The organism is Micromonospora sp. RB23 (assembly GCF_053585025.1).
In genome coordinates this window covers 108,611-131,476 of sequence record NZ_CM132111.1, presented here as the reverse complement: position 1 = coordinate 131,476, position 22,866 = coordinate 108,611, and the positions used below count along the sequence as shown (strand labels likewise).

24 protein-coding genes and 1 tRNA gene are annotated in these 22,866 nt (G+C 72.6%); 16 read left to right on the top strand and 9 right to left on the bottom strand.

The window, feature by feature from the left end:
• Nucleotides 1–10 precede the first annotated feature (10 nt).
• Complete coding sequence (locus ACTFTM_RS00500) at nt 11–1,279, top strand: glycosyltransferase (protein WP_449563932.1); 1,269 nt, start codon at nt 11–13, stop codon at nt 1,277–1,279.
• Nucleotides 1,280–1,455: 176 nt separating this feature from the next.
• Here ACTFTM_RS00500 and ACTFTM_RS00495 read toward each other — a convergent pair whose 3' ends face one another.
• The 5 genes from ACTFTM_RS00495 to ACTFTM_RS00475 all read right to left on the bottom strand — a co-directional run bounded on the left by ACTFTM_RS00495 (nt 1,456) and on the right by ACTFTM_RS00475 (nt 5,224).
• Nucleotides 1,456–2,178 carry a CDP-alcohol phosphatidyltransferase family protein gene (locus ACTFTM_RS00495; protein ID WP_449563931.1) on the bottom strand — a complete coding sequence of 241 codons (723 nt, stop codon included), beginning with the start codon at nt 2,176–2,178 and terminating at the stop codon, nt 1,456–1,458.
• The gene (locus ACTFTM_RS00490) at nt 2,153–3,220 is read right to left on the bottom strand and encodes an iron-containing alcohol dehydrogenase family protein (protein ID WP_449563930.1); all 1,068 of its coding nucleotides are present in this window, start codon (nt 3,218–3,220) and stop codon (nt 2,153–2,155) included. The genes ACTFTM_RS00495 and ACTFTM_RS00490 overlap by 26 nt, the downstream gene beginning before the upstream one ends.
• The gene (locus tag ACTFTM_RS00485; protein ID WP_449563929.1) at nt 3,208–3,939 is read right to left on the bottom strand and encodes a phosphocholine cytidylyltransferase family protein; all 732 of its coding nucleotides are present in this window, start codon (nt 3,937–3,939) and stop codon (nt 3,208–3,210) included. Before ACTFTM_RS00485 ends, ACTFTM_RS00490 begins: the two co-directional genes overlap by 13 nt.
• A gap of 77 nt (nt 3,940–4,016) precedes the next feature.
• Nucleotides 4,017–4,778: a hypothetical protein gene (locus tag ACTFTM_RS00480; protein ID WP_449563928.1), complete on the bottom strand. Its 762-nt coding sequence runs from the start codon at nt 4,776–4,778 to the stop codon at nt 4,017–4,019.
• Nucleotides 4,775–5,224: an NUDIX hydrolase gene (locus ACTFTM_RS00475; protein ID WP_449563927.1), complete on the bottom strand. Its 450-nt coding sequence runs from the start codon at nt 5,222–5,224 to the stop codon at nt 4,775–4,777. The genes ACTFTM_RS00480 and ACTFTM_RS00475 overlap by 4 nt, the downstream gene beginning before the upstream one ends.
• A gap of 114 nt (nt 5,225–5,338) precedes the next feature.
• Here ACTFTM_RS00475 and ACTFTM_RS00470 point away from each other — a divergent pair, with 114 nt between their 5' ends.
• The 4 genes from ACTFTM_RS00470 (at nt 5,339) to corA (ending at nt 8,928) form a co-directional block, all read left to right on the top strand.
• Entirely contained in the window at nt 5,339–5,731 is a 393-nt protein-coding gene (locus tag ACTFTM_RS00470; protein ID WP_449563926.1) for a CBS domain-containing protein, read from the top strand.
• Between the two features lie 83 nt (nt 5,732–5,814).
• On the top strand, nt 5,815–6,273 hold the full coding sequence (locus ACTFTM_RS00465) for an ester cyclase (RefSeq protein WP_449563925.1): 459 nt from the start codon (nt 5,815–5,817) through the stop codon (nt 6,271–6,273).
• 106 nt (nt 6,274–6,379) lie between these two features.
• Entirely contained in the window at nt 6,380–7,474 is a 1,095-nt protein-coding gene (locus ACTFTM_RS00460; RefSeq protein WP_355048685.1) for an aminotransferase-like domain-containing protein, read from the top strand.
• Nucleotides 7,475–7,779: 305 nt separating this feature from the next.
• Nucleotides 7,780–8,928 (top strand): magnesium/cobalt transporter CorA, encoded by a 1,149-nt coding sequence (corA, locus tag ACTFTM_RS00455; RefSeq protein WP_449563924.1) that lies wholly within the window; start codon nt 7,780–7,782, stop codon nt 8,926–8,928.
• Nucleotides 8,929–9,009: 81 nt separating this feature from the next.
• On the opposite strand, the gene ACTFTM_RS00450 is transcribed toward corA, so the two are convergent.
• A complete protein-coding gene (locus ACTFTM_RS00450) occupies nt 9,010–9,771 on the bottom strand; it encodes a hypothetical protein (RefSeq protein WP_449563923.1) in 762 nt (253 codons plus the stop codon).
• 84 nt (nt 9,772–9,855) lie between these two features.
• On the opposite strand from ACTFTM_RS00450, the gene ACTFTM_RS00445 reads away from it, so the two are divergent.
• Nucleotides 9,856–10,386 carry a peptidylprolyl isomerase gene (locus ACTFTM_RS00445; RefSeq protein WP_422737443.1) on the top strand — a complete coding sequence of 177 codons (531 nt, stop codon included), beginning with the start codon at nt 9,856–9,858 and terminating at the stop codon, nt 10,384–10,386.
• 100 nt (nt 10,387–10,486) lie between these two features.
• The gene (locus tag ACTFTM_RS00440) at nt 10,487–11,395 is read left to right on the top strand and encodes a rhomboid family intramembrane serine protease (RefSeq protein ID WP_449563922.1); all 909 of its coding nucleotides are present in this window, start codon (nt 10,487–10,489) and stop codon (nt 11,393–11,395) included.
• Here ACTFTM_RS00440 and ACTFTM_RS00435 read toward each other — a convergent pair.
• On the bottom strand, nt 11,388–11,816 hold the full coding sequence (locus ACTFTM_RS00435) for a PH domain-containing protein (protein ID WP_449563921.1): 429 nt from the start codon (nt 11,814–11,816) through the stop codon (nt 11,388–11,390). The genes ACTFTM_RS00440 and ACTFTM_RS00435 overlap by 8 nt on opposite strands.
• Nucleotides 11,817–12,030: 214 nt before the next feature.
• Here ACTFTM_RS00435 and ACTFTM_RS00430 point away from each other — a divergent pair, with 214 nt between their 5' ends.
• From ACTFTM_RS00430 to ACTFTM_RS00405, 6 genes are all read left to right on the top strand, one after another.
• Nucleotides 12,031–13,203 (top strand): thiolase family protein, encoded by a 1,173-nt coding sequence (locus ACTFTM_RS00430; protein WP_449563920.1) that lies wholly within the window; start codon nt 12,031–12,033, stop codon nt 13,201–13,203.
• A 54-nt stretch (nt 13,204–13,257) separates the two neighbouring features.
• Nucleotides 13,258–14,268, top strand: a complete 1,011-nt coding sequence (locus ACTFTM_RS00425; RefSeq protein ID WP_449563919.1) for an aminoglycoside phosphotransferase family protein — start codon at nt 13,258–13,260, stop codon at nt 14,266–14,268.
• Nucleotides 14,269–14,380: 112 nt separating this feature from the next.
• Nucleotides 14,381–14,893, top strand: a complete 513-nt coding sequence (locus tag ACTFTM_RS00420; protein WP_449563918.1) for a hypothetical protein — start codon at nt 14,381–14,383, stop codon at nt 14,891–14,893.
• A gap of 78 nt (nt 14,894–14,971) precedes the next feature.
• Nucleotides 14,972–15,664, top strand: a complete 693-nt coding sequence (locus ACTFTM_RS00415; RefSeq protein WP_449563917.1) for a response regulator transcription factor — start codon at nt 14,972–14,974, stop codon at nt 15,662–15,664.
• A gap of 28 nt (nt 15,665–15,692) precedes the next feature.
• Nucleotides 15,693–17,123, top strand: coding sequence for a histidine kinase dimerization/phospho-acceptor domain-containing protein (locus tag ACTFTM_RS00410; RefSeq protein ID WP_449566497.1), 1,431 nt, complete (start codon nt 15,693–15,695; stop codon nt 17,121–17,123).
• 56 nt (nt 17,124–17,179) lie between these two features.
• On the top strand, nt 17,180–17,773 hold the full coding sequence (locus tag ACTFTM_RS00405; protein WP_449563916.1) for a hypothetical protein: 594 nt from the start codon (nt 17,180–17,182) through the stop codon (nt 17,771–17,773).
• Nucleotides 17,774–17,823: 50 nt separating this feature from the next.
• On the opposite strand, the gene ACTFTM_RS00400 is transcribed toward ACTFTM_RS00405, so the two are convergent.
• Nucleotides 17,824–20,052, bottom strand: a complete 2,229-nt coding sequence (locus ACTFTM_RS00400) for a hypothetical protein (RefSeq protein ID WP_449563915.1) — start codon at nt 20,050–20,052, stop codon at nt 17,824–17,826.
• Between the two features lie 124 nt (nt 20,053–20,176).
• Here ACTFTM_RS00400 and ACTFTM_RS00395 point away from each other — a divergent pair, with 124 nt between their 5' ends.
• Nucleotides 20,177–20,884 carry a glycosyltransferase family 2 protein gene (locus ACTFTM_RS00395; RefSeq protein ID WP_449563914.1) on the top strand — a complete coding sequence of 236 codons (708 nt, stop codon included), beginning with the start codon at nt 20,177–20,179 and terminating at the stop codon, nt 20,882–20,884.
• A gap of 48 nt (nt 20,885–20,932) precedes the next feature.
• Nucleotides 20,933–21,388, top strand: a complete 456-nt coding sequence (soxR, locus tag ACTFTM_RS00390; protein ID WP_449563913.1) for a redox-sensitive transcriptional activator SoxR — start codon at nt 20,933–20,935, stop codon at nt 21,386–21,388.
• On the opposite strand, the gene ACTFTM_RS00385 is transcribed toward soxR, so the two are convergent.
• The gene (locus ACTFTM_RS00385) at nt 21,371–22,348 is read right to left on the bottom strand and encodes an NAD(P)H-quinone oxidoreductase (protein WP_449563912.1); all 978 of its coding nucleotides are present in this window, start codon (nt 22,346–22,348) and stop codon (nt 21,371–21,373) included. The two genes, soxR and ACTFTM_RS00385, sit on opposite strands and share 18 nt — an antisense overlap.
• Nucleotides 22,349–22,758: 410 nt before the next feature.
• Between ACTFTM_RS00385 and ACTFTM_RS00380 the strand changes: the two genes are divergently transcribed.
• Nucleotides 22,759–22,845, top strand: a tRNA-Ser gene (locus ACTFTM_RS00380).
• The last annotated feature ends 21 nt before the right edge of the window (nt 22,846–22,866 follow it).

Below are 22,866 nucleotides of genomic sequence, written 5' to 3'. Positions count from 1 at the left end.
CTTCTTTCCCGTGAGAATCGTGGTGGCGCACAACCGGTACCGGGAAGCTCAGCCCTCCGGCGAGAACACCATCGTCGACGCGGAGATCGCCCAGCTCACCGCCGCCGGTGTCGAGGTGCTGCCCTTCATCCGCAGCTCGGACGAGATCCCCTCGATGTCGAAGGCGGCCAAGGCGCTGCTGCCGATCTCACCGATCTGGGCGCCCCGCGCGCAGCAGGACCTGAGCCGGCTGCTCACCGAGCACCGACCGGACGTTCTGCACCTGCACAACCCGTACCCCCTGATCTCGCCCTGGGTGGTGCGGACCGCGCACCGGCACGGCGTGCCGGTGGTGCAGACGGTGCACAACTACCGGCAGGTCTGCTCCTCGGGGATCTACTTCCGCGACGGTGTGATCTGCCAGGACTGCAAGGGCCGGGCGCTGGGCGTGCCGGCGATCAGGCACCGGTGCTACCGCGACTCGGCGGCGCAGAGCGCCCTGATGGCGACCACCCTGGCCGTGCACCGGGGCACCTGGCGGTCGGTCGACCGGTACGTCGCGCTCACCACGGCCATCGCCGATCACCTGCGCGACTACGGCATCCCGGACGACCGGATCGTGGTGAAGCCGAACGCCGTCCCCGATCCGGGCCGGCCCGCACCGCTCGGTGACGGCTTCCTCTACATGGCCCGGCTGTCGCCCGAGAAGGGCGTCGACCTGCTGCTGGACGCTTGGCGACGGCACCCGGTGGGCACCCTGGGCACGCTGCGTATCGCCGGCGACGGCGAGCTGCGCCCGCTGGTGGAGGCTGCCGCCGCCGAGCGACCCGACGTGGTCTACCTCGGGCAGCTCGACCGCGCCGGGGTACGCGCCGCGGTCGAGGCCAGCGCCGTGGTGATCGCGGCGTCGATGTGGCACGACGTGCTGCCGACCGTGATCATCGAGGCGCTGGCGAGTGGCCGGCCGGTGCTCGGCACCGCACTCGGCGGCATCCCGTACCTGGTGGGAGCGGACGCCCCGCACGAGCCCGCCGGCACCGGCCCGGCCGAGACCGCCTCGGCGGTCGCCGGGGGTGGTGGCCCGGTCATGCCGGCCGGGATCGGTCTCGGTGATGCCGGCTGGGTCGTCGCCCCGGAGCCGGCCGCGCTCGCCGCCGCCCTGCCGGTCGCCAGGGCGGGCGCGTCCGGGCTGACCCAGGCCGCCCGCGCCCGCTACGAGCGCACCTTCCACCCCGACGTGGTGACAAAGCAACTCATCGACATCTACGCAAGCCTGTCCCAAACCCCCACCCACCCCTAACCCGCCCCGCCCCGCCCTACCCCTACCCCTTGCTGCCCCCGCGCCGCCCGATGCCGTCGATCATGAAGTTGTGGTGGGCGACAGATGACCTAGAACGCATCAAAACGGGCACCACAACTCATGATCGGCGCGGCAAGGCGCGGCGCGGCGCGGGCGTGGTAGGGCGGGTGGGTGGGTCAGCGGAGGGTGGCGCGGGCGGAGAAGGCGATGCTTGCCAGGAGGAAGCCGCCGTTGACGATGGTGAAGGCGATCAGCACCCAGAGCACCAGCGCGGGGGCCACCGCCAGCACCAGGGCGGCCACGAAGACGACCGCGCCGTAGTCGCGGACCAGCTTCACGAGGCGTACGGGCAGCGAGGTCGAGGTGACCATGCTGGCGGCGTTCGGGCCGGCCTGCATCACCGACGTCACCAGGTTGACCATCCAGGTGCCCGCGAAGGTGGCCACCAGCCACGTCGGGGTGGACGGCTCCTGCGCCACGGCGGTGGCGGCCAGCGCGGCCACCAGGGCGATCTGCGCGGCCACGTCGCAGAGGATGTCGATCCGTGCCCCCGCCGGGCTGCCCTGGCCGGTCACCCGGGCGAGCTGCCCGTCCGCGCAGTCCAGGGAGTACGCCACCTGCCAGCCGACCAGGGCGATCAGACCGACCACCCAGGCCGGTACGTCACCGTCGGCGACCGGGCCGGCGAGCGCGACCACGGTGACGGAGGTGGCCAGGCCGAGCACCAGGTTGGTGAGGGTCAGCGCGGTCGGGCGCAGCCCGAGGCGTTGCGCGACCAGCGCGAAGACCGCGCCGAGCCACTGGCTGATGGACTCGCTGAACAGGCCGCCGCCCCGGTTGACCCGGTGGAAGTCGGCGACGGTGGGACGGGGGTCAGCCAAGCTGGTCGCGGATTGCACCGGCGTAGTCTGCCAGCCGCTCCCGCGTCTCGGTAGGCGACAGGGCCAGGTGTTCGAGGATGGTGTACCGGTCCGGGCGGGTACGCGGCGCGAACTGCACCGCCTCGACGAACTGGTCGTCGGTGAGCGCCACCTCGGCGGGCAGCCGGGGCAGCCCGTGCCGGGCCAGGCAGGCGGACATCTCCTCGAAGCGGCGGAGGTCGCCGCGCAGCCAGGTGCAGAACAGCGCCCCCAGCCCGGCCAGCTCGCCGTGCGAGGCGGTACCGGGGTAGAGCGAGTCGACCGCGTGCATGATCTCGTGGCAGCCGCCGCTGGACGGTCGGCTGGTGCCGCAGACCGCCATCGCCAGGCCGCTGGAGATCAACGCCTCGGCCAGCACGGTGACGAAGGAGTCGTCGGTCATGTCGCCCGGGTGGTGGAGCACCGCCTCGGCACCCGCCCGGGAGAGCGATGCCGCCAGCCCGTCGATCGGCTCGCCGCGTACCTGCCGGGACAGCTCCCAGTCGGCAAGCGCGCTGATGTTGCTGATCACGTCGCCGATGCCGGCCCGGTTGTGCCGGTCCGGCCCGCTCTCCACGAAGTCCAGGTCGACGATCACCGCGATCGGGATGTGCACCCCGTAGGAGCCCTTGATCCCGTCCGTGATGAGGCTGGCGACCGGGGAGCCGATCCCGTCGTTGGCGAGGCTGGTCGCCACCGACACCATCGGCAGCCCGCGCCGGGTGGCCGCGTACTTCGCGACGTCTATGGTCTTGCCGCCGCCGATGCCGACGACCGCGTCGTACGAGCGGGCGCGCAGCTTCCCGCCCAGGTCGTCGGCGGCGTCCAGGGTCGCCCCGGCGACGGTGAACACGTCGGCGGAGCGCAGCGACGGCCGGATCAGCTCGGCGATCTGGGTGCCCTGACCGGGCCCGACCACCACCGCGACGTCGCCGCCGGCGGAGATCCGTCCGTCGGCCAGGATCGCGGCCAGGTCGGCGACCGCCCCGCGTCGCACGTCGATGTGCAGCGGGGTGAGGACGCTCCGGGCTAGTAGCGGCACGCGATCTCCCGCGCCCGGGCCAGGTCGGCGTGGTTGTCGACCTCCACCCACGGCACGTCACCGATCGGCGCGGCCCGGACCTCGCCGCCACGGTCGGCGAACTCCTGGTAGCCGTCCTCGTAGTAGAGGTTCGGGTCCCGCCGCCAGGTCGCCTCCAGCGCGTCGGCAAGGGCGTCGGCGACCTGTGGCTCGATCAGCGTCGCGCCGATGTACTCCCCGTACGCCTCGCCCGGGTCCATCAGCTTGGTGATCCGGGTGAGCTGGCCGGCGGCGTCGAAGGTGGTCTTCATCTCCTCCTCGGCCAGCGGCTTCAGGGTGTCCACCGCGAGCAGGATGCCCGGCCCGCGCTCGGCCAGCAGGGTCTTCTCCACGCTGACCGGGTGCACGGTGTCGCCGTTGACCAGCAGCATTCCGCGCGCGAAGTGCTCCCGGGCCAGCCAGAGCGAGTAGGCGTTGTTCCACTCCTCGGCCTTGTCGTTGTGCACCAGGGTGAGCGTGACCCCGTACTTCTTCTCCAGCTCCGCCTGCCGGGAGACGACCGCGTCCGCCGCGTAGCCGACCACGATCACGACGTCGGTGAGCCCGACCTCGGCGAGGTTGCCCAGCGCGATGTCCAGGATCGTGATCTCGCCGTCCACCGGCACCAGCGCCTTCGGCAGCGTGTCCGTGTACGGGCGCAGCCGACGCCCCGCCCCGGCCGCGAGCACCAAACCGATCATCGCGACATCCTCCCTCGTCCTGCTCCCGTCACCGGTGGAGGATAGCCCCGGGCGGGCCGGCGACTCCGGCCAACCGGTCAGCCGGGCAGCGCCGCCAGGTCGGCCAGCATGGTCAGCCGCTCCTCGGCGGTGAGCACGGCGTACGGCTCGGCGGCCCGGCGGTCGGTCTCCAGGTCGATGGCGAGCCGCTCGGGGCCGGGGGGCAGGGCGGTGACGCTGGACGCGGTGTGCCCGGCGGCGGTCCAGGCGGCGGCGTGCGCGTCGGCGCGGTGGTAGCGCAGCGTGCCGAGTCGGTTGAGCAGCAGCACGCCGGGCGGGGTGCCGTCCGGTTCGTGCGGGGGCGCCATCGCGGCGAACGCCGGCCACGCCCGGTCGCCGTCGACGAGCACCAGGGAGTACGCCAGCAGCCGGCCGAGAGCCGCGGTGAGCCGCGCGACCCGTTCGTCGTGCCCGGCCCACAGCTCCTCGGTGACCTCGGCGTGTATCTGGTGCAGCTCGACCAGGAAGGCGGTGCCGCGTTCGGTGGCGGACAGCCGTCCGTCCGGACGACGGTGGATCATGCCGTGGGCGACCTGCTTGTCCACCGCGCGGCGGCTGACGACCGGATCGCGGTAGCGCGTGATGGCGGCGAATCCAGGCTCGTCGACCGTGCCACCGGGCGCCGCCAGGCGGGTCCGCAGCTCGACCAGGAGGCCGGTGGCGGTCGGTCCGCCGTACCGCTGGCTCAGCTCGGCGCCACCCCAGTCGTGTCCGGCGGACATGCCGGCGCGGAAGACCCGGTCCACGGCCGGGGCGAGCAGCCCGGCGATCCGGTGCGGCGGCAGCTCGACGGCGTTCACGGACCGATCGATCGCAGGAGCGCGAAGCCCTCCTCCGCGATCCGCCGGATCAGGCCGTCGTTGACGTCGCGGTTCTCGTCCAGCACGGTCACCTCGTGCTCGGCCAGCCAGCGGTGTTCGGTGTGCTTGCCCGCCTCCAACCGCGGGTGGCCGAGGTCGCCGTCCACGCGAACCAGGAAGTCGTACTCGACGCGGGCCAGGCCGTCGTCGCCGACGTAGTGGTACTCGCCCACCTGGCCGAGGACGTCCGAGACGGACCAACCGGTCTCCTCGGTGACCTCCCGGCGCAGCGCCTCGTCGATCTCCTCGCCCGGTTCCAGGTGGCCGCCGACGATGTCCCAACAGTCGGGAAACAGGCGCCGGTGTGGTGAGCGGCGCTGGAAGAAGATGCGGCCGTCGCGGTCGACGATCAACGCGCCGGCGCAGCGCAGGGGCTCGGTGGACACGCGTCGACAGTAGCGAGCGCCGCCGCATCCCGACGATGTCCGGTCTTGTCCTGGAAACATCCACGGACGACCATGTCCGTACCGAATGCCACGGTCCCAAAGGGGTGATGCGTGATGCAGGTACGGGAAGCAATGTCCAGCCAGGTCCTCGTCGTCGGTCCGGAGCACACGCTCCGCCAGGCGGCCCGGATGATGTCGGCCCGCGGTGTCGGGTCGGCGGTCGTGATCGATCCCGATTCCGAGGGGGTCGGCATCATGACCGAACGCGACGTGTTGAAGGCCATCGGCGCGGGTCTCGACTGCGACACCGAACGCACGGGCGCCCACCTCACCTGGGACGTCGTGTACGCGGCACCGGAGTGGACGGTCGCCGAGGCGGCCGCCGCGATGGCCCGGGGTGGATTCCGGCACCTCGTGGTGCTCGACGGCGGGGAGGTGGCCGGGGTGATCTCGGTACGGGACATCATGCGCGTCTGGGCGAAGAGCGAGGTCGCCGCCACGACCTGAACCGCGCAGGTGTGCCGGGTCGAATCGAAGGGTAGGTATCCCTCGCGGGCACGGAGATGCCGTGGCCCGTGAGGGAGGGCCCGATGCGTGACGCGGAGCGCCTGATCGAGCAGCAGTACGCGATGCTCCTGCGGCGGGACGTGGCCCGACTGCCGGACCTGTACGCCCCGGAGGCGTTCTACTCCATGCCCGGTGTGACGGTTCGACCGATCGAGCTGCCCGCGCTGCTGCGTACCTGGACCGGTGCCTTTCCGGACCTGCGCGTCGACCCGCTGGGCTCGGTGCGTACGTCCGGCGGCGCGGCCGTGGAACTGCGCCTCAGCGGCACCCACACCGGCACGTTGCACTCGCCGTACGGCACGGTCGCTCCGACCGGCCGTTTCGTGAGTTGGGAGGTCGCCGACGTGGTCCGGGCACGCCGCGGCCGGATCGTCGCGTGGCGCTCCTACTTCGACTGGAGCCAGCTCCTCGACTCGCTCGGCGTGCAGTTTGACGGCCTCTCCCGGGCCGCGCAGCACGACTCGCTCGCACTTCCGGTCTGATCTGCCGTCGACCGGCCCAGGGGCGTCACCCGTCCCGGTGGCTCAGGATGCGGACATCGCCGTGCCGTCGGCGCGTCCCCCGCCGCCGCCCGTACGCTCAATATCCATGACCGCCGAGCAGCTGATCTCCTTTGCCCGTGGGGCCCCCTCGCTGGACATCGTCGATGTCGAAGGGCTCAAGGCCGCCGCCGTACGCGCCTTCGACGCCGATCCCGCGGGGGTCACGGCGTACGGCACCTCCGTCGGCTACGTTCCGCTGCGCAAGTGGATCGCCGAGAAGCACGGCGTCGCGGCCGACCAGGTGCTGGTCACCAACGGGTCGCTCCAGGCCGACGCGTTCCTCTTCGACCACCTGATCCGCCCCGGCGACGCGGTGGTCGTCGAGCGTCCGACGTACGACCGCACGCTGCTCAACCTCCAGCGCATGGGCAGTGAGCTGCACGGGGTCACCGTCCAGCCGGACGGCCTGGACACCGCCGAGCTGCGCAAGCTGCTGGAGTCGGGCGTGCGCCCCCGGCTGGCGCACGTCATCCCGAACTACCAGAACCCGGCCGGCGTGACGCTGTCGCTGGAGAAGCGCCGTGAACTGCTCGACCTGGCTGCCGAGTACCACTTCACGATCTTCGAGGACGACCCGTACGCGGATATCCGCTTCCGGGGCGAGGCGCTGCCGTCGATGCTGTCGATGGACACCCGCAACGTCGTCGTGCACGCGTCGAGCTTCACGAAGACGGTCTGCCCGGGCGTACGTGTCGGCTACCTGGTGGGCCCGGCCGACCTGATCGCCGACATCGCCAAGAACGCGACGAGCCTGTACATCTCGCCGGGCATGGTGTCGCAGGCGATCGTGCACCAGTTCTGCGTCTCGGGCGACATCGACCGCTCGATCGAGACCGTCCGGGCGGCGCTGGGCGAGCGGGCCCAGGTGCTGGCCGAGTCGCTGCGCCGGCACCTGCCGCAGGCGCGGTTCGTCGAGCCCGACGGCGGCTACTTCCTGTGGGTGGAGTTCCCCGAGGACGTGCTGGTGGACCGACTCGCCCCGGCGGCGGCCGAGCGCGGGGTGGCCGTCGTCAAGGGCAGTGACTTCGTGCTGGACGGCGGACGGCACGCCCTGCGGCTGGCCTTCTCGGCGGTGACGGCCGACCGCATCGACGAGGGCGTTCGCCGGCTCGCCGAGGCCGTCGAGGCCAGCCGAAGCTGAAATTCTGTCGGGTTCCCGACAGAAAGACGATGCCGGCCGTCCCAGGTCTCCCCAGCGGGCGGCCGGCGGCCCACAATGCTGCGAGCGTCATCCGTCAGGTGTAGCGGAGATCACCGCCCGCCCACCCCGGATCACGCGCGCAGCACAACCCCCGCCCCCACGGGCGCCGGGTGGGCCGTGTCGTCCCTTCACCCCCCGATGCGACCCGGCCCGCCCGGCGCCGCACCCGCGACCGCCGTCACACCTGCCGGTGGCCACCATCGGCGTAGCCTGCAAGCCGCAGGCGAGCGCGGGGAGGTGTCGCGATGACGGATCGGGCAGAGCGGGGCCGGACGGTGCCGCCGAACACATCCCGGGTGCTGCGACCCCGAGCGTGGCCGTCCCCGGTCCGGGCGGTGACCCGGATGCTCAACGCCGACGGCTCCACACCGACCCCGACGCCCACCGGCACCGGGCGCAGCGGAGTGGTCGACTGCGCGCTCTACGTCGACGGCAAGCGGCAGCCCGGCGACTGGACGCCCGCCGAGGCTCTGGAGGCCGCGCGCCGCGAGGAGCACGGCTTCGTCTGGATCGGGCTGCACCAGCCCGAGCTGGCCGAGATGACCGCCATCGCGGAGACGTACGGCCTTCACGAACTGGCCGTCGAGGACGCCGTGAAGGCCGAGCAGCGGCCCAAGCTGGAGCGCTTCGGCGAGGTGAGCTTCCTGGTGCTGCGCACCGCCCGCTACTGCGAGCACACCGAGCTGACCGAGACCTCCGAGGTCGTCGAGACCGGCCAGGTGATGCTCTTCATCGGCCCGAACTTCCTGATCAGCGTCCGGCACGGTGACGCCTGCCGGCTCTCCCCGGTCCGCGCCGACCTGGAGACCAAGCAGGAGCTGCTGCTCCAGGGCCCGTGGGCGGTGGCGTACGGCGTGACCGACCGGGTGGTTGACCTCTACCTGGAGGTGGCCGAGCAGCTCGAGGACGACCTGGACCAGTTGGAGGCCGAGGTCTTCGACCGCAACAGCCACGGGCGCATCCAGCGGATCTACCAGATGAAGCGGGAGCTGGTGGAGTTCAAGCGCGCGGTGGTCCCGTTGCAGCGTCCGCTGATGAACCTGACCTCGCAGGTCAACCGGGACGTGCCGAAGGAGATCCGCAAGTACTTCCGGGACGTGCAGGACCACCTGAGCCGCACGGTCGAGCAGGTGAACTCGTACGACGACCTGCTGAACTCGATCCTTCAGGCGCGGTTGGCCCAGGTCAGCGTCGACCAGAACAACGACATGCGCAAGATCGCCGCGTGGGCGGCCATCGCCGCGGTCTGGACGTCCATCGCCGGCGTGGAGGGCATGAACTTCGAGAACATGCCCGAGCTGAAGATGACGTACGGCTATCCGGTGGCCCTGGCCCTCATGCTCGGCGTCTCGCTGGCCCTGTACCGCTGGTTCCGCCGCAACGGCTGGCTCTGACCGGACGTCCACCGCACGCGCGGAGCGCCGGCGCGCGGGGGCAAGCCCGCGTCGCCGGCGCTCGTCGCGCTGCTGTAAGGGTCAGCGGCGGCCGTTGGTACGGGCGGTGTCCTTGCCCAGCGCCTTGGTGAGGTCGTCGGTCGGGCGTCCCGACACGTCCTTGGCACCCTCGGCGACCGACGGAACCTTGTCGGTCGGGCGCACAGCGGTCGGCTTGGCGGTGGTGCTGGCGCTGTCGCCGCCGGCCACCGCCGAGCTGCCCGCGCCGGTCATCCCGGAGATGGCGGAGCCGTCGGACCCCTTGGTCGCGGACGGGGTGCGCACCTCGATCGAGTCGACCTCACTGCGCATCGGCTCCAGGGTGTGGGTCGGGTCGTACTCGGCCCATTCCTGCTGCTCGCGGCGGCGGCGCAGGGCGACCGCGCCGGCCAGGCCGGCGATGGCACCCGCAGCCAGCAGGCCGGTCATCATCGAGCCGCGACGGCGCGGCTGCTTCTTCTTCCCCGTGATCCGCATGGTCTTCGACTTGGCCTTCCTGGTCAGCGGCCCTGCCTGCGCGGCGCCGTCACGAGCCGCCGCGGCCAGCGGTGCCAGCGTGGTGAGTGTCGTCCCCCAACCGGTCGACGCGCGGTCGCGCACCTTCACCGCAGCCGGTCCGACGTAGCCCCGGGCCATCTGGACCCGCGGGCCGACGGACGAGCCGGCGCCCTTGGCGGCGTGGTTGGCTGCCTGCATCAGGTGGCTGATGCTCTGGTTCAGCTCTGCCTTGGCGAGCTGGCCCTGGGACTTACGCCGCCCGATTCCAAACACGGTCCTACCTCCTGGGAGTTGTTCCTTCGTCATCCTCCACCTTCGGATGCCTCCGCGATGCCAGATCGGGCACATGGGAGGATCCGCATGGAACTGACCAACGAGTGAGGAGTACCCGTGGCCGAGGCTGTCTACGCCACCCTGCACACCAACGCTGGCCCGATCCGGCTGGAGCTCTTCCCGAACCACGCGCCGAAGACCGTCCGCAACTTCGTCGACCTGGCCGAGGGCAACCGGGAGTACACCGACCCGCGCACCGGCCAGCCGGGCAACGGGCCGTACTACGACGGCACCATCTCGCACCGTGTGATCAGCGGTTTCATGGTCCAGATGGGCGACCCGACCGGGACCGGTCGGGGCGGGCCGGGCTACAAGTTCGCCGACGAGTTCCACCCGGACCTGCGCTTCGACCGTCCGTACCTGCTGGCGATGGCGAACGCCGGACCGGGCACCAACGGTTCGCAGTTCTTCATCACCGTGTCCCCGACGCCGCACCTCAACAACCGGCACACCATCTTCGGCCAGGTCGCCGACGAGGAGTCGGTGAAGGTCGTCGACTCGATCGCGAACACCCCGACCGGCCCGAGCGACCGTCCGCTGCAGGACGTCGTCATCGAGCGGGTCGAGATCGAGCGGTCTGCTGCCTGACGGAACCGCGAGGTACCTTTGCTCGCATGATTGAGCGCTCCGGAGCACCGCGCCGGCCGGCGTCGGTGTGTCGCGCGGTGGCGGACGGAGGGTCGACCCGGTGAGTGAGTCGCCGCCGACCACCCCGGTCTGCTACCGGCACCCCGGTCGGGAGACCTACATCCGGTGCACCCGCTGCGACCGGCCGATCTGTCCGGAGTGCATGCGGGAGGCGTCCGTCGGGCACCAGTGCCCGGAGTGCGTCAACGAGGGACGTCGTAGTGTCCGGCCGGCGCGTACCGCCTTCGGTGGCGGTGCCGCCGGCCGGCACGGCTACGTGACCAAGGCGCTCATCACCCTGAACGTGCTGCTCTTCCTGCTGTCGATCGCCTCCGCGCGGTCCGGGAGCGCGGTGGTCGGCGGGTCCGGCCTCGGCGGGCTGATGGGTGACGGCACACCGCTCACCAACTGGGGCGCGGTGTACGGGCTCACGCCGCCCGGTTACCTCCCGGACGGCATCGCCGACGGCGACTACTACCGGCTGTTCACCGCGATGTTCCTGCACTACGGCGTGATCCACCTGTTGCTCAACATGTGGGCGCTGTGGATCCTCGGCCGGTCGCTGGAGGCCAACCTCGGGCCGCTGCGTTTCGGCGCGCTCTACCTGATCGGTGGTCTGGGCGGCAACGTTGCGGCCTACCTGTTCAGCAATCCGAACGCCGCGACGGCGGGCGCGTCCACGGCCATCTTCGGCCTGTTCGCCGCGCTGGTCATCATCGAGCGCAAGCTCGGTCGGGACATCTCTCAGGTGATCCCCATTCTGGTGATCAACCTGGTGTTCACGCTGACCGTGCCGGGCATCTCGATCCCCGGGCACCTCGGCGGCCTGGTGGCCGGCGGGGCGATGGCGGCGGTGCTGGCGTACGCGCCGCGCGGTCGGCGTACGCCGGTGCAGGTCGCCGGCGGGGCGGTCATCCTGCTGATCCTGCTCGCCCTGGTGATCTTCCGCACCGCCCAACTGCTCAACTGACCGGGCGGGCGGCCCGCAGCGCCCCGGCCACCTCCTCCGGGGTGGCCCCCAGGTCGTACCTGCCGAACAGGTGCAGCGAATCGCCCGCGTCGATCTCCAGGATCTCGCCGGTCAGCCCCAACCGTTGCCGGCGGTCGACGCTGATCGCCTCGACCGCCGACCAGGGCAGCAGCCGCCGGCCGGCGAAGCCGTGGATGACGGTGAGTCCCGCCGGGTCGACCGCCAACCGGACCGGCGCCACCAGGTCGCGTACCGCCCAGACGGCCAGCGCGGCGGCGGCCACTGCGGCCACGACGAGCCGGACGGGGTCCCCGTCGGCGAACAGCAGGCCGAGGGCGACCAGGAGGACCGCGCCGGCCAGTTTGGCCGCCGGCAGGTTCGTCGGTACCCGCCACTGCCGAGTTCCGGGAATGTCATCCACCCGCCCAGCATGCCAGCAGCCCTTCCGCTGCCGACCTCCCGCTGCCGACCTCCCGCTGCGGTCGATCATGGACTTGTGGTGCCCCGTATATGGTGCGAAGTGGGAACTTCTCCCCACCACAACTTCATGATCGACGCCGGAGAGGGCTGGGCGACGGCACCGTGCAGGCTGGACGACGTAGGATCGGGACAGCCCAAGTTACCGGGGAGTAAACATGAGTGACGCGGTCATCGTCGGCGCGGTACGCACCCCGGTCGGGCGGCGCAAGGGCGGTCTCGCCGGCGTCCACCCGGTCGACCTGTCGGCGCACGTGCTGCGTGCGCTCGCCGAGCGCACCGGCCTGGACCCGGCGCAGGTCGACGACGTCTTCTGGGGCTGCGTGTCCCAGGTCGGCGAGCAGTCGTGGAACATCGCCCGCAACGCCGTCCTCGCCGCCGGTTGGCCGGAGGCGGTGCCCGGCACCACGCTGGACCGGCAGTGCGGTTCCAGCCAGCAGGCCCTGCACTTCGCCGCCGCGACAGTGCTCTCCGGCCAGGCCGACCTGGTGGTCGCCGGTGGGGTCGAGTCGATGACCCGGGTGCCGATGGGTTCCAGCGTCGCGGACGGTCTGCCGTTCAGTGACCAGCTCCGCGCCCGCTACCGGGGCGTGGAGGGCTTCGCCGACGACGCGCCGCTCCCCTTCAACCAGGGTGTCGGCGCCGAGCTGATCGCCCGGCGCTGGCGCTTCTCCCGTACTCAGCTCGACGAGTTCGCCCTGGCCAGCCACGAGAAGGCCGCCGCCGCGCAGGACGCCGGGGCGTTCGACCCGGAGCTGGCGGCGGTACCCCTCGACGACGGCGGCACGTTCGCTGCCGACGACGGCATCCGCCGGGACACCTCGCTGGACCGGCTCGCCGAGCTGCCCACCCCGTTCCGCGCCGACGGCGTGGTCACCGCCGGGTCCGCGTCGCAGATCTCCGACGGCGCCGCCGCGCTCGCCGTGACCACGTCCGACTGGGCCAGCCGGCACGGCCTGCGTCCGCTGGCCCGCATCCACACCGCCGTGGTCGCCGCCGACGACCCGGTCACCATGCTCACCGCGCCCATCCCGGCCACCGCGAAGGCGCTGCGCCGCGCGGGGCTGGGCATTGAGGAGATCGGGGTGTACGAGGTGAACGAGGCGTTCGCCCCCGTCCCGCTCGCCTGGCTGGCGGAGACCGAGGCGGACCCGGAGCGGCTGAACCCGCGTGGTGGGGCGATCGCCCTCGGGCACCCGCTCGGTGGTTCCGGCGCCCGCATCATGACGACGATGCTGGCGCACATGCGGGACAACGGAATCCGCTACGGCCTGCAGACCATGTGCGAGGGCGGCGGCATGGCCAACGCGACAATCGTCGAGCTGGTCTGACCCGTCCCGGAAATGGTCTCGCCCACGGCCGGCACGCCGCCTAGGGTGCCCATCGTGACGATCGCCGGTGCGCGTACCTCCGACTGGTCCAGCCAGGCGTGGCAGCAGCAGGCCCGGTCCTGGGTCGACGATCAGCTCGCGGGCGCCGGCCGGCGGGTCAGCGGGCCGGTCGAGTCCCGGCTCCGGCCGTGGTCGCTGGTCTGGCGGGTGCCGACCGACGACGGTCCCGTCTGGTTCAAGGCCAACAACTCCGGCACGGCGCACGAGGCGGTCCTGATCGCGACGCTGGCCGCGCTGACGCCCGAGCGGGTGCTGACCCCGATCGGGGTGGACCGGGAGCGGGGCTGGTCGCTGCTTCCGGACGGCGGGGAGTCGCTGCGCGACGTGCTGGACCGCGACCCCGACCTGACGCACTGGGAGCGGGCCCTGCCCGGGTACGCGGCGCTGCAACTCGCCACCGCGCCGCGCGTCGACGAACTGGTCACCCTCGGTGTGCCGGACCACCGTCCGGAGGCGCTGCCCGGACTGCTCGCCGACCTGCTCGACGATGCCGGGTCGCTGCGCGTCGGCGCGGAGGGCGGGTTGACCGTCGAGACGTACGAGCGGCTGCGGGCGGAGCTACCGGCGTACGCGCTGCGGTGTTCCCGGCTCGCGGACATCGGCATCGGGGCCACCGTGCAGCACGACGACCTGCACGACGGCAACGTCTTCGCCGGGCCGGCCGGGTACCGCTACTTCGACTGGGGCGACGCCTCGGTGGCGCATCCGTTCGGCACGCTGCTGGTGACCCTGCGCTCCATCCGGTACGCGACCGCGCTGTCGGCGGACGACGCCGGCCTGGTCCGCCTGCGCGACGCCTACCTGGAGGCGTGGACCGATCGCTTCGACAGGCGCACCCTCGTCGAGGCCGCCGACCTGGCGATGAACCTGGGCGCGGTGAGCCGGTCGCTTTCCTGGCGACGGGCCCTGGACACGACCGACCCGGCCCGCGCGGAGTACGCCGAGGCGGTGCCCGGGTGGCTCGCCGAGCTGTTCGCCGCCACCCCGCTTCAGCCCGGGAGCTGACCGGCATCCGTCCGAGTCGTAAATCGGACAGGCAGTGCGACGGGCCGGCGTGGAACTTCCAAAAAGTCGCCGTGACCCACGTCACCTCGTCGGGGAGGTCGTTGGGCAGGTCATGGACGTCTTCTCCCGAACGTTCCTCCCGGCCGCCACCGAGGCGGGCCTCGCCGTGCAGACCGTGAGCCGGCACATGCCGGTGTTCCGCCGCTGCGTCGGCTCCGGTGACGCGACCATCCTCGTCACCCGTTGCAGCCGCCCCGACCGTCCGGTCACCGGCGACTACCTGCTGCTGCTCACGCACCGCCGACTGGTGGTGACCCAGCAGACCCGACTCCTGCACCGACTCCGCCTGCACCTCAACACCGAGCTGCGGGAGCTGAGCAACGTCACGTGGAGCCCCGACCCGCGGCTGCACTCGGTCGAGCTGGCCGCCACCGCGATCGACGGAATCCGCGAGCGGTTCCTCATCCGTACCACCCACCCGAAGCAGGTGTGGCAGCTCGACGCGTTGCTCAACCACGCCTTCCGCACCCGGCTGCGGGCGCCCCGCGAACGGGTCCTGGCCACCATCGGCGACACGCCTGCCGCCGTACGGCCCAGCGCGTTCCACCCGGCCGTCGCGCGCTGACGCCATCCGACGCCCGCCTTTACCGAACTCGAACACGCACCGATCGCGCCGAGCCACCGGGTCGGCAATCATGGGCCGGTGACTCTGGAACCGCCGCACCGTGGGCTCGTCCTCGTGGTCGAGGACGAGCCGGCCATCGCCGACCTGGTACGGCTCTACCTGGGCCGCGACGGGTTCGGCGTCCACCTCGAGCGCGACGGTGAGGCCGGCCTGAGCGCCGCCCGGCGGCTACGCCCGGTGGCCTGCGTCCTGGACATCGCTCTTCCCGGGTTGCCGGGCACGGAGATCTGCCGACGGCTGCGCGAGGCCGGCGACTGGACGCCGGTCATCTTCCTCACCGCCCGCGACGACGAGGTCGACCGGATCGTCGGGCTCGAACTGGGCGCCGACGACTACGTGACGAAACCGTTCAGCCCGCGCGAGCTGGTCGCCCGGGTCCGCGCCGTGCTGCGCCGCAGCGCCGGTGGTCCGGAGGGCGCGGAACGTCCGCGCGTCGTCGGCCCGGTGACCCTCGACCCGGCCCGTCGGACGGTCACCGCCGGGGGCGTACCGGTGCAGCTCACCTCCACCGAGTTCGACCTGCTGGCCCACCTCATGGCTCGGCCGGGGCGGGTCTTCACCCGGGAGGAGTTGCTGGCCGGGGTCTGGGGGTACGCCGCGCACGCCGGCACCCGGACCGTGGACGTGCACGTCGCGCAGGTACGCGCGAAGCTCGGCCCGGCCAGTGTCATCCGCACCCACCGCGGCGTGGGGTACGCGGTCGATGCCTGAGCAGCCGGCGCGCGTCGAGTCGCCGACCATGGCGCTGCCGGTGGTCGGTGACCGCCCGTCGGCCACCCCCCGGCGTCGCCGGCTCGGCCGGACACTGACCGCCCGCGCGGTACTGGTCACCTGTGCGGTGGCGCTGGTGTCGGTCCTCGTCACGGCGATCGTCGCCGTGCCGCTGGCGATCCGGGGCGCGGAGCGACGCGACCAGGAGGCCCTCGCCGCCCAGGCGCGGCTCGCCGCCGAGGTGCTGCGGACCCGGCTGGACCGGGGACGCGCCGCCGACGAGGAGCGGCTCATCCAGCAACTCCGCGACCAGGGCATCGACGCGTACCTGATCCGGCGCGGGACCGTGGACCGGCCGGGTCTGCCGGCGCGCGTGGTGCAGCGGATCGGGCAGGGCCGCAACGTGTCAGCTCGCCGGCCGGTGAACGGCCACCGCGCGCTGGTGGAGGGCCGGGCGCTGCCCGGCGGAAACGGGGTGGTGCTCTCCCGCGCCACATCGAACGGCCTCTGGGCGCAGGTGCTGCTCAGCCTCTGGCTGCCGCTGCTGGCCGGGCTGGCGGCCGGAGTGGTGGCCGGTCTGCTCCTGGCCCGCCGGTTGGCCCGACCGATCCGCGTCGCGGCCACCGCCGCCGCCCGACTGCGTGCCGGGGACCGCGCCGTGCGGGTGCCGGTCGAGCCGCCGGACGAGGTCGCCGACCTGGCCGAGGCACTGAACGGCCTGGCCGCCGCGCTGACCACCAGCGAGGGCCGGCAGCGCGAGTTCCTGCTGTCCGTGTCGCACGAGCTGCGGACCCCGCTGACCGCGATCCGGGGGTACGCCGAGGCGCTCGCCGACGGGGTCATCGAGGCGGACGGCAGCGCCGACACCGGCCGGACGATGCTGGCCGAGGCCCAGCACCTCGACCGGCTGATCGGCGACCTGCTGGCGCTGGCCCGGCTGGAGGCCGCCGACTTCCCGCTGGAGCCGGTACCCGTCGACCTGACCCGACTGGCCGTCGACGCCGAGCCGACCTGGTCCGGCCGGTGCGCCGCGGTCGGTGTGCCGTTCCGGCTGGAGACACCCGGTGGGCCGGTGTCCGCGTACACCGATCCGGGTCGGATCCGGCAGGTGCTGGACGGGCTGCTGGAGAACGCGCTGCGGGTCGTACCCCCGGGTGCGCCGGTGGTGCTCGCGGTCCGGCCGGTCGACGCGGACCCGGCGGCCGGCGGCGTGCTGGAGGTCCGCGACGGCGGGCCCGGCTTCACCGACGACGACCTGGCGGTGGCGTTCGAGCGTGGGGCGCTGCACGAGCGGTACCGGGGGGTGCGCAAGGTGGGCAGCGGGCTGGGGTTGGCGCTGGCCGCCGGGCTGGTGCGCCGGCTCGGCGGGGAGATCGTCGCCGGCCACGCCCCCGAGGGTGGGGCCGCCTTCACGGTCCAACTGCCCGGTGATCCTTACCGGACCCGAACATCGGCCTGACGGTCCGCTCGTCGTCGCGGGGAAGGCTGGGGACTCCACGAACGAGAGGGAGAGTCATGCCACGTTGGGGATTCGTCACCGGCACCACGGCGCTGTTCGCGGCGGTGGCGCTCGGCGTCAGCGGGTGCGGCGCGGCCGAGGTGGCCAGCCAGCCCGCGCGGGACGCGGCCGTCGAGGTCGCCGCCGCGATGGGTGTAGAGGGTCAGGCACTGACCGCGATGGGCTTCGACCCCGCCGACCTGGACGTGCAGACCGTCGCCGCCCCGGCGACGCCCGGGCCCTCCCCCACGGCCGCCGAGAAGGGGAAGCAGAAGCGCGGCGAGGAGTTGCGCAAGCGCCACCAGGCCCGCGTGCTGTTGCGCAAGAACACCCTGCACGGCGAGGCGGTGGTGCAGACCAAGGACAACGGTACGCAGACCGTGGTCGTGCAGCGTGGCGAGGTGACCGCCGTCGACGGTGACTCGATGACCGTCAAGTCCACGGACGGCTTCACGCTGACGTGGACCTTCGGTGACGACCTGCGCGTCGTCGAGAAGCGGTCGACGGTGCAGCCCAGCGAGGTCAAGGTCGGCACGAAGGTCGGCGTCGCCGGCGCCAAGGACGGTGACAAGGGCGTCGCCCGGCTCGTCCTCATCCCGCGCGACAAGTAAGCGGAAGGGCCCCGCACGTCGTACGTGCGGGGCCCTTCCATGTCGTCGTCTCAGCGGCCCGGGGGTAGGGCGTAGCCGACGTAGTCGCGGAACTCCAACCGCCACCCGGCCGGCACCAGCTCGGCGCAGGTCGGCTGGCTGCCGGTGCAGACGATGGCGTCCACCGAGGCCGGGTCGGCCGGCGGCCGTTCCGGCAGGACCGACTGCAACGACACCAGCTCCGGCGAGCGGCCGTCCGGCTGGCGCAGCAGCAGCCACCACGGGTACTCCCAGTCGTCGTTCCGCTCGACCAACCCGATCCGGCGCGCGCCGCTGTCACGCACCGCCGCCGCGGCCCAGCGGAACTCGTCGGCCCACTCCGGACGGCGCAGGAACCGGGTGTCCCAGTCCGAGGTGGTGAAGACCGATCCGGTACCGACGAGCCGGCGCGGAAAGCCGTACGACAGCGCGAGCACCCCGGCCAGCGCCGAGGTGGCGAGCACGACGACGACCGCCACGGCGGCCACCGACCGTCGCCCCCGACCCGCCTCGGCCGGGTTCGTCGCCCGGTCGCTGCCCCGGCGCAGGAGCGCGTCGAGCCACAGGCCGGCGAGCGGGACGGCGAGCACCAGGGCGTAGAGGATCAGCCGGTTCCCCCACGGCTGCCACTTGATCATCGAGGTGTGCAGCAGGACGGCGGCAAGCACCACCACGGCGTACGCCCGCAGCGGCCCCGCCTGCGCGGCACCGATCCGGCGCGGTCGGACGAGAGCGACCAGCGCGCCGAGCAGCGACACCGACCCGGCGATCGGGAAGGCCACCCGGTCCTCGTCCGGGTACCAGGCCGGCACCGGGAACACCTCCCGACCGAACGTGATCGCCCGGTCCTGTGGGTCGACGCCGATCGCCTCCGCGCCGTCGATGATCGCGTCCGCGCCGGCGGTCCGCAGCGGCGCGAGCGGCGTGTCGAAGGCCGTGTGCCCGATGCGCAGCGCGTTGACCAGGATCGAGGCCGGGTCGTGCCGTTCCATCGGGATCGACTCACGCAGCCGCGGCGGGCCCAACGGGTGCCCGAACTCGGCCGTCACCCGGGCCAGGAACGGGCCGACGACAAGCGCCGCCATCGCCAGGATCAGCACCGAGCCACCGACGACCCGGACCACCGGCCGCACCCGACCGGCCGACGCCCCGACGCTCGCCGCCCGACCCGCCGGTGCAACGGCTGATGGCCGAGCCGCCAGGGCCAGCCGGAGCTGGGCCAGACCCCAGAGCACGAGCAGCGGGCCCACCGCGATCAGTCCGCTGGTCTTGGTCACCGCGGTCAACCCGGTGGCCGCCCCCAGGCCGAGGACGGTTCCCCAGCCGGTCCGCCGACGCAGCCCGTCCAGCGTCAGGGTCGCCGCGCACGCCACCCACGCCGCGCAGACCAGGTCGGTCTGCGTGCTGGTCGCCTGTAGCGCGACCATCGGGGTGCTGGCCAGCACGAACGCGGTGATCAACTGGGCTCGCCGGCCGCCGCCGAGCTGGGCGGTGATCCGGGCGGCCACCAGCAGGCAGAGCACTCCGGCGGCCCACTGCACCAGGTTGTGCAGCGCGTCGCCGCCGGTCAGCAGGCGCAGGTGCAGCAGCAGGTACTCCGCGCCGGGCGGGATGGTCACCTGCCGGTGGATGGCGGTGGGCCAGAAGTCGAGGTCGCCCTGGGCCACCCAGTGCTCGACCTTCGGCAGGTGGTACGTCTGCGAGTCGAAGTTGTTCGGCTCGGCCAGCAGCGCGATCAGCAGCTCCAGCAGCACCAGGCCGCCGATGCCGCCGAAGAGCAGCCGTTCGCCCCGACCCGCCGTGCGCCAGCTCGTGGTGGCCCGGGCGAGCAGTCTGGCGCGTACCCCATCGGTCTGGGCCGGTGCGGCCTCGCGCCCGCCCACCGGGCCGTCGTCGACGGTCGGGGTGGGTGTGTCCGGGGTGGCGCCGGCGGTCACCGCCGCGCCGACCGGCACCGGCCGCGGCGTCGCGGCGGCCGGGCGGGCGGTCGGGGTGTCCCGCCGCCGGCGCAGCGTCAGCGCCGTCGCGGCGGCGACGAGGAAGAGGAGCCAGGCGGCGACGAACGCCGGTCGGGTCAGCGCGTGCAGCGCGCCGAGCGCCTCGACGACGAGCACCGCGTACGCACCGGTGATCAGCGCGGCACGCACGGCGGCGAGCCGGGACGCGCCCACCGCACCATCCTCGCGCGGCTTCGACGCGACCGTGAGCAGGAGCACCGAGGCGGCGGGGAGCACCGCGAGCAGGGAGCCGGCAGCCGACATGGCGGGAAGTAAACACCATCGGGCTGAAACCGCCACGCCGCCTGTCCGACGGTGGCGGCCACCGTTGGGCTGACCAGCCAGGCTAGGCTATGCCCGACGTGTTGTCGCCACCGTGGAGATTCCCGTGAAGCTCTCGATCCTCATGCCGGTCTACAACGAGGAAGAACGCATCGCGGATGCCCTCAAGCAGGCATTGGCGGTGGACTACCCCTGCGAGATCGAGCTGGTCGTGGTCGACGACGGCAGCCGCGACGGCACCGGCGAGGTCCTCGGACGCGCCGACGACGCACGTCTGCGGGTCATCACCCACCAGCGCAACGCGGGCAAGGGCGCGGCCATCAAGACGGCCGTCGACAGCGCCGAGGGTGAGTACATGGTCATTCTCGACGCCGACCTGGAGTACGACCCGCAGGACATCCCCAAGCTGCTCGCCCCGGTGCTCGACGGGCGGGCCACGGTGGTCTACGGCAATCGCACCTTCGGCAGCCACAGCGCCTACAGCTTCTGGTACGTCATGGGCAACAAGGGCGTCACGATGGCGGCGAACGTCCTCTTCAACTCGTACATCGGCGACCTGGAGACCTGCTTCAAGCTGATGCCGGTGGAGCTCTACCGGTCGCTGGAGGTGCGCTCGCGGGGCTTCGGCATGGAGGCCGAGGTGACCGGCAAGCTGCTGCGCCGCCGCATCCGCCCGTACGAGGTGCCGATCAGCTACCGGGCCCGTGGCCGCGAAGAGGGCAAGAAGATCACCTGGAAGGACGGCGTCGAGGCGATCTGGATCCTCGGTCGCGAGCGCGCCCGCCGCCGTCCCGCCGTCTCGCCCGCCCGCTGATCGCCGGTAACCTTGAGTTGAAGTCCACTTCAATTCGAGGATCCGGTGATGCAGGACGCGTTGACGATCGGTGAGCTGTCCGTCCGCTCCGGCGTGGCACCGTCCGCGCTGCGCTACTACGAGCGCCTCGGCCTGATCCGCGCCGACCGCACCGGCGGTAACCAGCGCCGCTACGCCCGCGCCGAACTGCGGCGGGTCGCCTTCATCCGCATCTCCCAGCAGGTCGGCGTCTCACTCGACGAGATCCGCGAGGCGCTGGAGTCGCTGCCCGGCAGCCGCACCCCCAGCCCGCAGGACTGGGAACGCCTCTCCGCGAACTGGCGCGGCCGGCTGGACGAGCAGATCCGACTGCTCACCAAGCTCCGCGACGACCTCGACGGCTGCATCGGCTGCGGCTGCCTGTCGCTGCAACGCTGCATGCTCTACAACCCGGGCGACACCCTCGCCGCGCAGGGCCCGGGCGCCCGCCTCATGCTGCCGCCCGCCTCACCCGACGGTGAGTAGCACCTTCCCGACGTGGTCGCTCGCCTCGACCAGCCGGTGCGCCTCGGCCGCCTCGGTCATCGGCAGTCGCCGGTCCACCACCGGGCGGACCGCGCCGGCCGCGACCAACGGCCACACCTCGTCGCGTACGCCCCGGACGATCGCCGCCTTCTCGGCCAGCGGCCGGGAGCGCAGTGCGGTCGCCGACACGCTGGCCCGCTTGGCCAGCAACGCGCCGAGATCCAGCTCGGCCTTGCGGCCACCCTGCATCCCGATCACCACGAGCCGGCCGCCGGTCGCCAGCGCGGCCACGTTCCGCCCCAGGTAGGACGCGCCCATGATGTCGAGGATGACGTCCACGCCGTGACCGTCGGTGGCCTTGGCGATTTCCTCGACGAAATCCTGCTCCCCGTAGTCGATCGTGTGCGAAGCGCCCAGCTCGCGCAGCCGGGGATGCTTCGCCGGACGGGCGGTCGCCAGGACCGTGGCACCGAGCGCCGACCCGAACTGGATCGCGAACGTGCCGATCCCACTGCCCCCGCCGTGCACCAGCAGCGTGTCGCCAGCGTCGAGTCGGCCCACCCCCACCACGTTCGACCAGACCGTGCAGGCCACCTCCGGCAGCGCCGCCGCGTCGACCAGGTCGACGCCCGCCGGTACGGGCAGCAGTTGACCGGCGGGCACCGCGACGCGCTCCGCGTACCCACCGCCGGCCAGTAGCGCGCAGACCTCCTGGCCGACGGCCCACCCGGTCACCTCCGGGCCGACCGCGTCGATCACCCCGGAACACTCCAGACCGAGGTACGCGGGCGCGCCCGGCGGCGGCGGATAGTGCCCCTGCCGTTGCAGCAGGTCGGCGCGGTTGACCCCGCTGGCCCGCACCCGGACGATCACCTCGCCCGGGCCGGGCTCGGGGTCGGGGACCTCGGCCCAGACCAGCGCGTCGGGTCCACCGGGCTGCGGAACGGTGATGGCTCGCATGCTCCCAGTCTCACCCGCCGCGCCCGCCGCCGCAGACGCACCCCTCCCGGCGGCTCGGTCCGGCCGTGGTCGGCCTGGCTTCCCCTGGGGTGGACCGCGGCTTGGTCAACTCGGCTTCCGCGTTACGGGGGCTCGGTTGCCCCGGCTTGCGGGAACCCGGGCGGTCCGCGGGCTTGGTCAACTCGGCTTCCGCGAAACCGGGCGGTCCGCGACCTTGATCAACTCGGCTTCCGGGAAACCGGGGCATTCCGGCGCGCGGGACGCCCCGGTTTCAAGGACGTCGAGTCGATCAACGCCACAGTGGACGCCGGAGCTGCCGCCTGGCCGGCGCTTTCGGGGAGGGACGCCGAGCCGGCCGGCGGGACCCGTGGCAGACTGTTCACGGCCGCGCACCCACGGGTGCCGGTCCGGGAGGGTTCGCCTAGTGGCCGATGGCGCTGGTCTTGAAAACCGGTAAGGCAGCGATGTCTTCGTGGGTTCGAATCCCACACCCTCCGCTCGCTCCGCTGTCAGTCGTA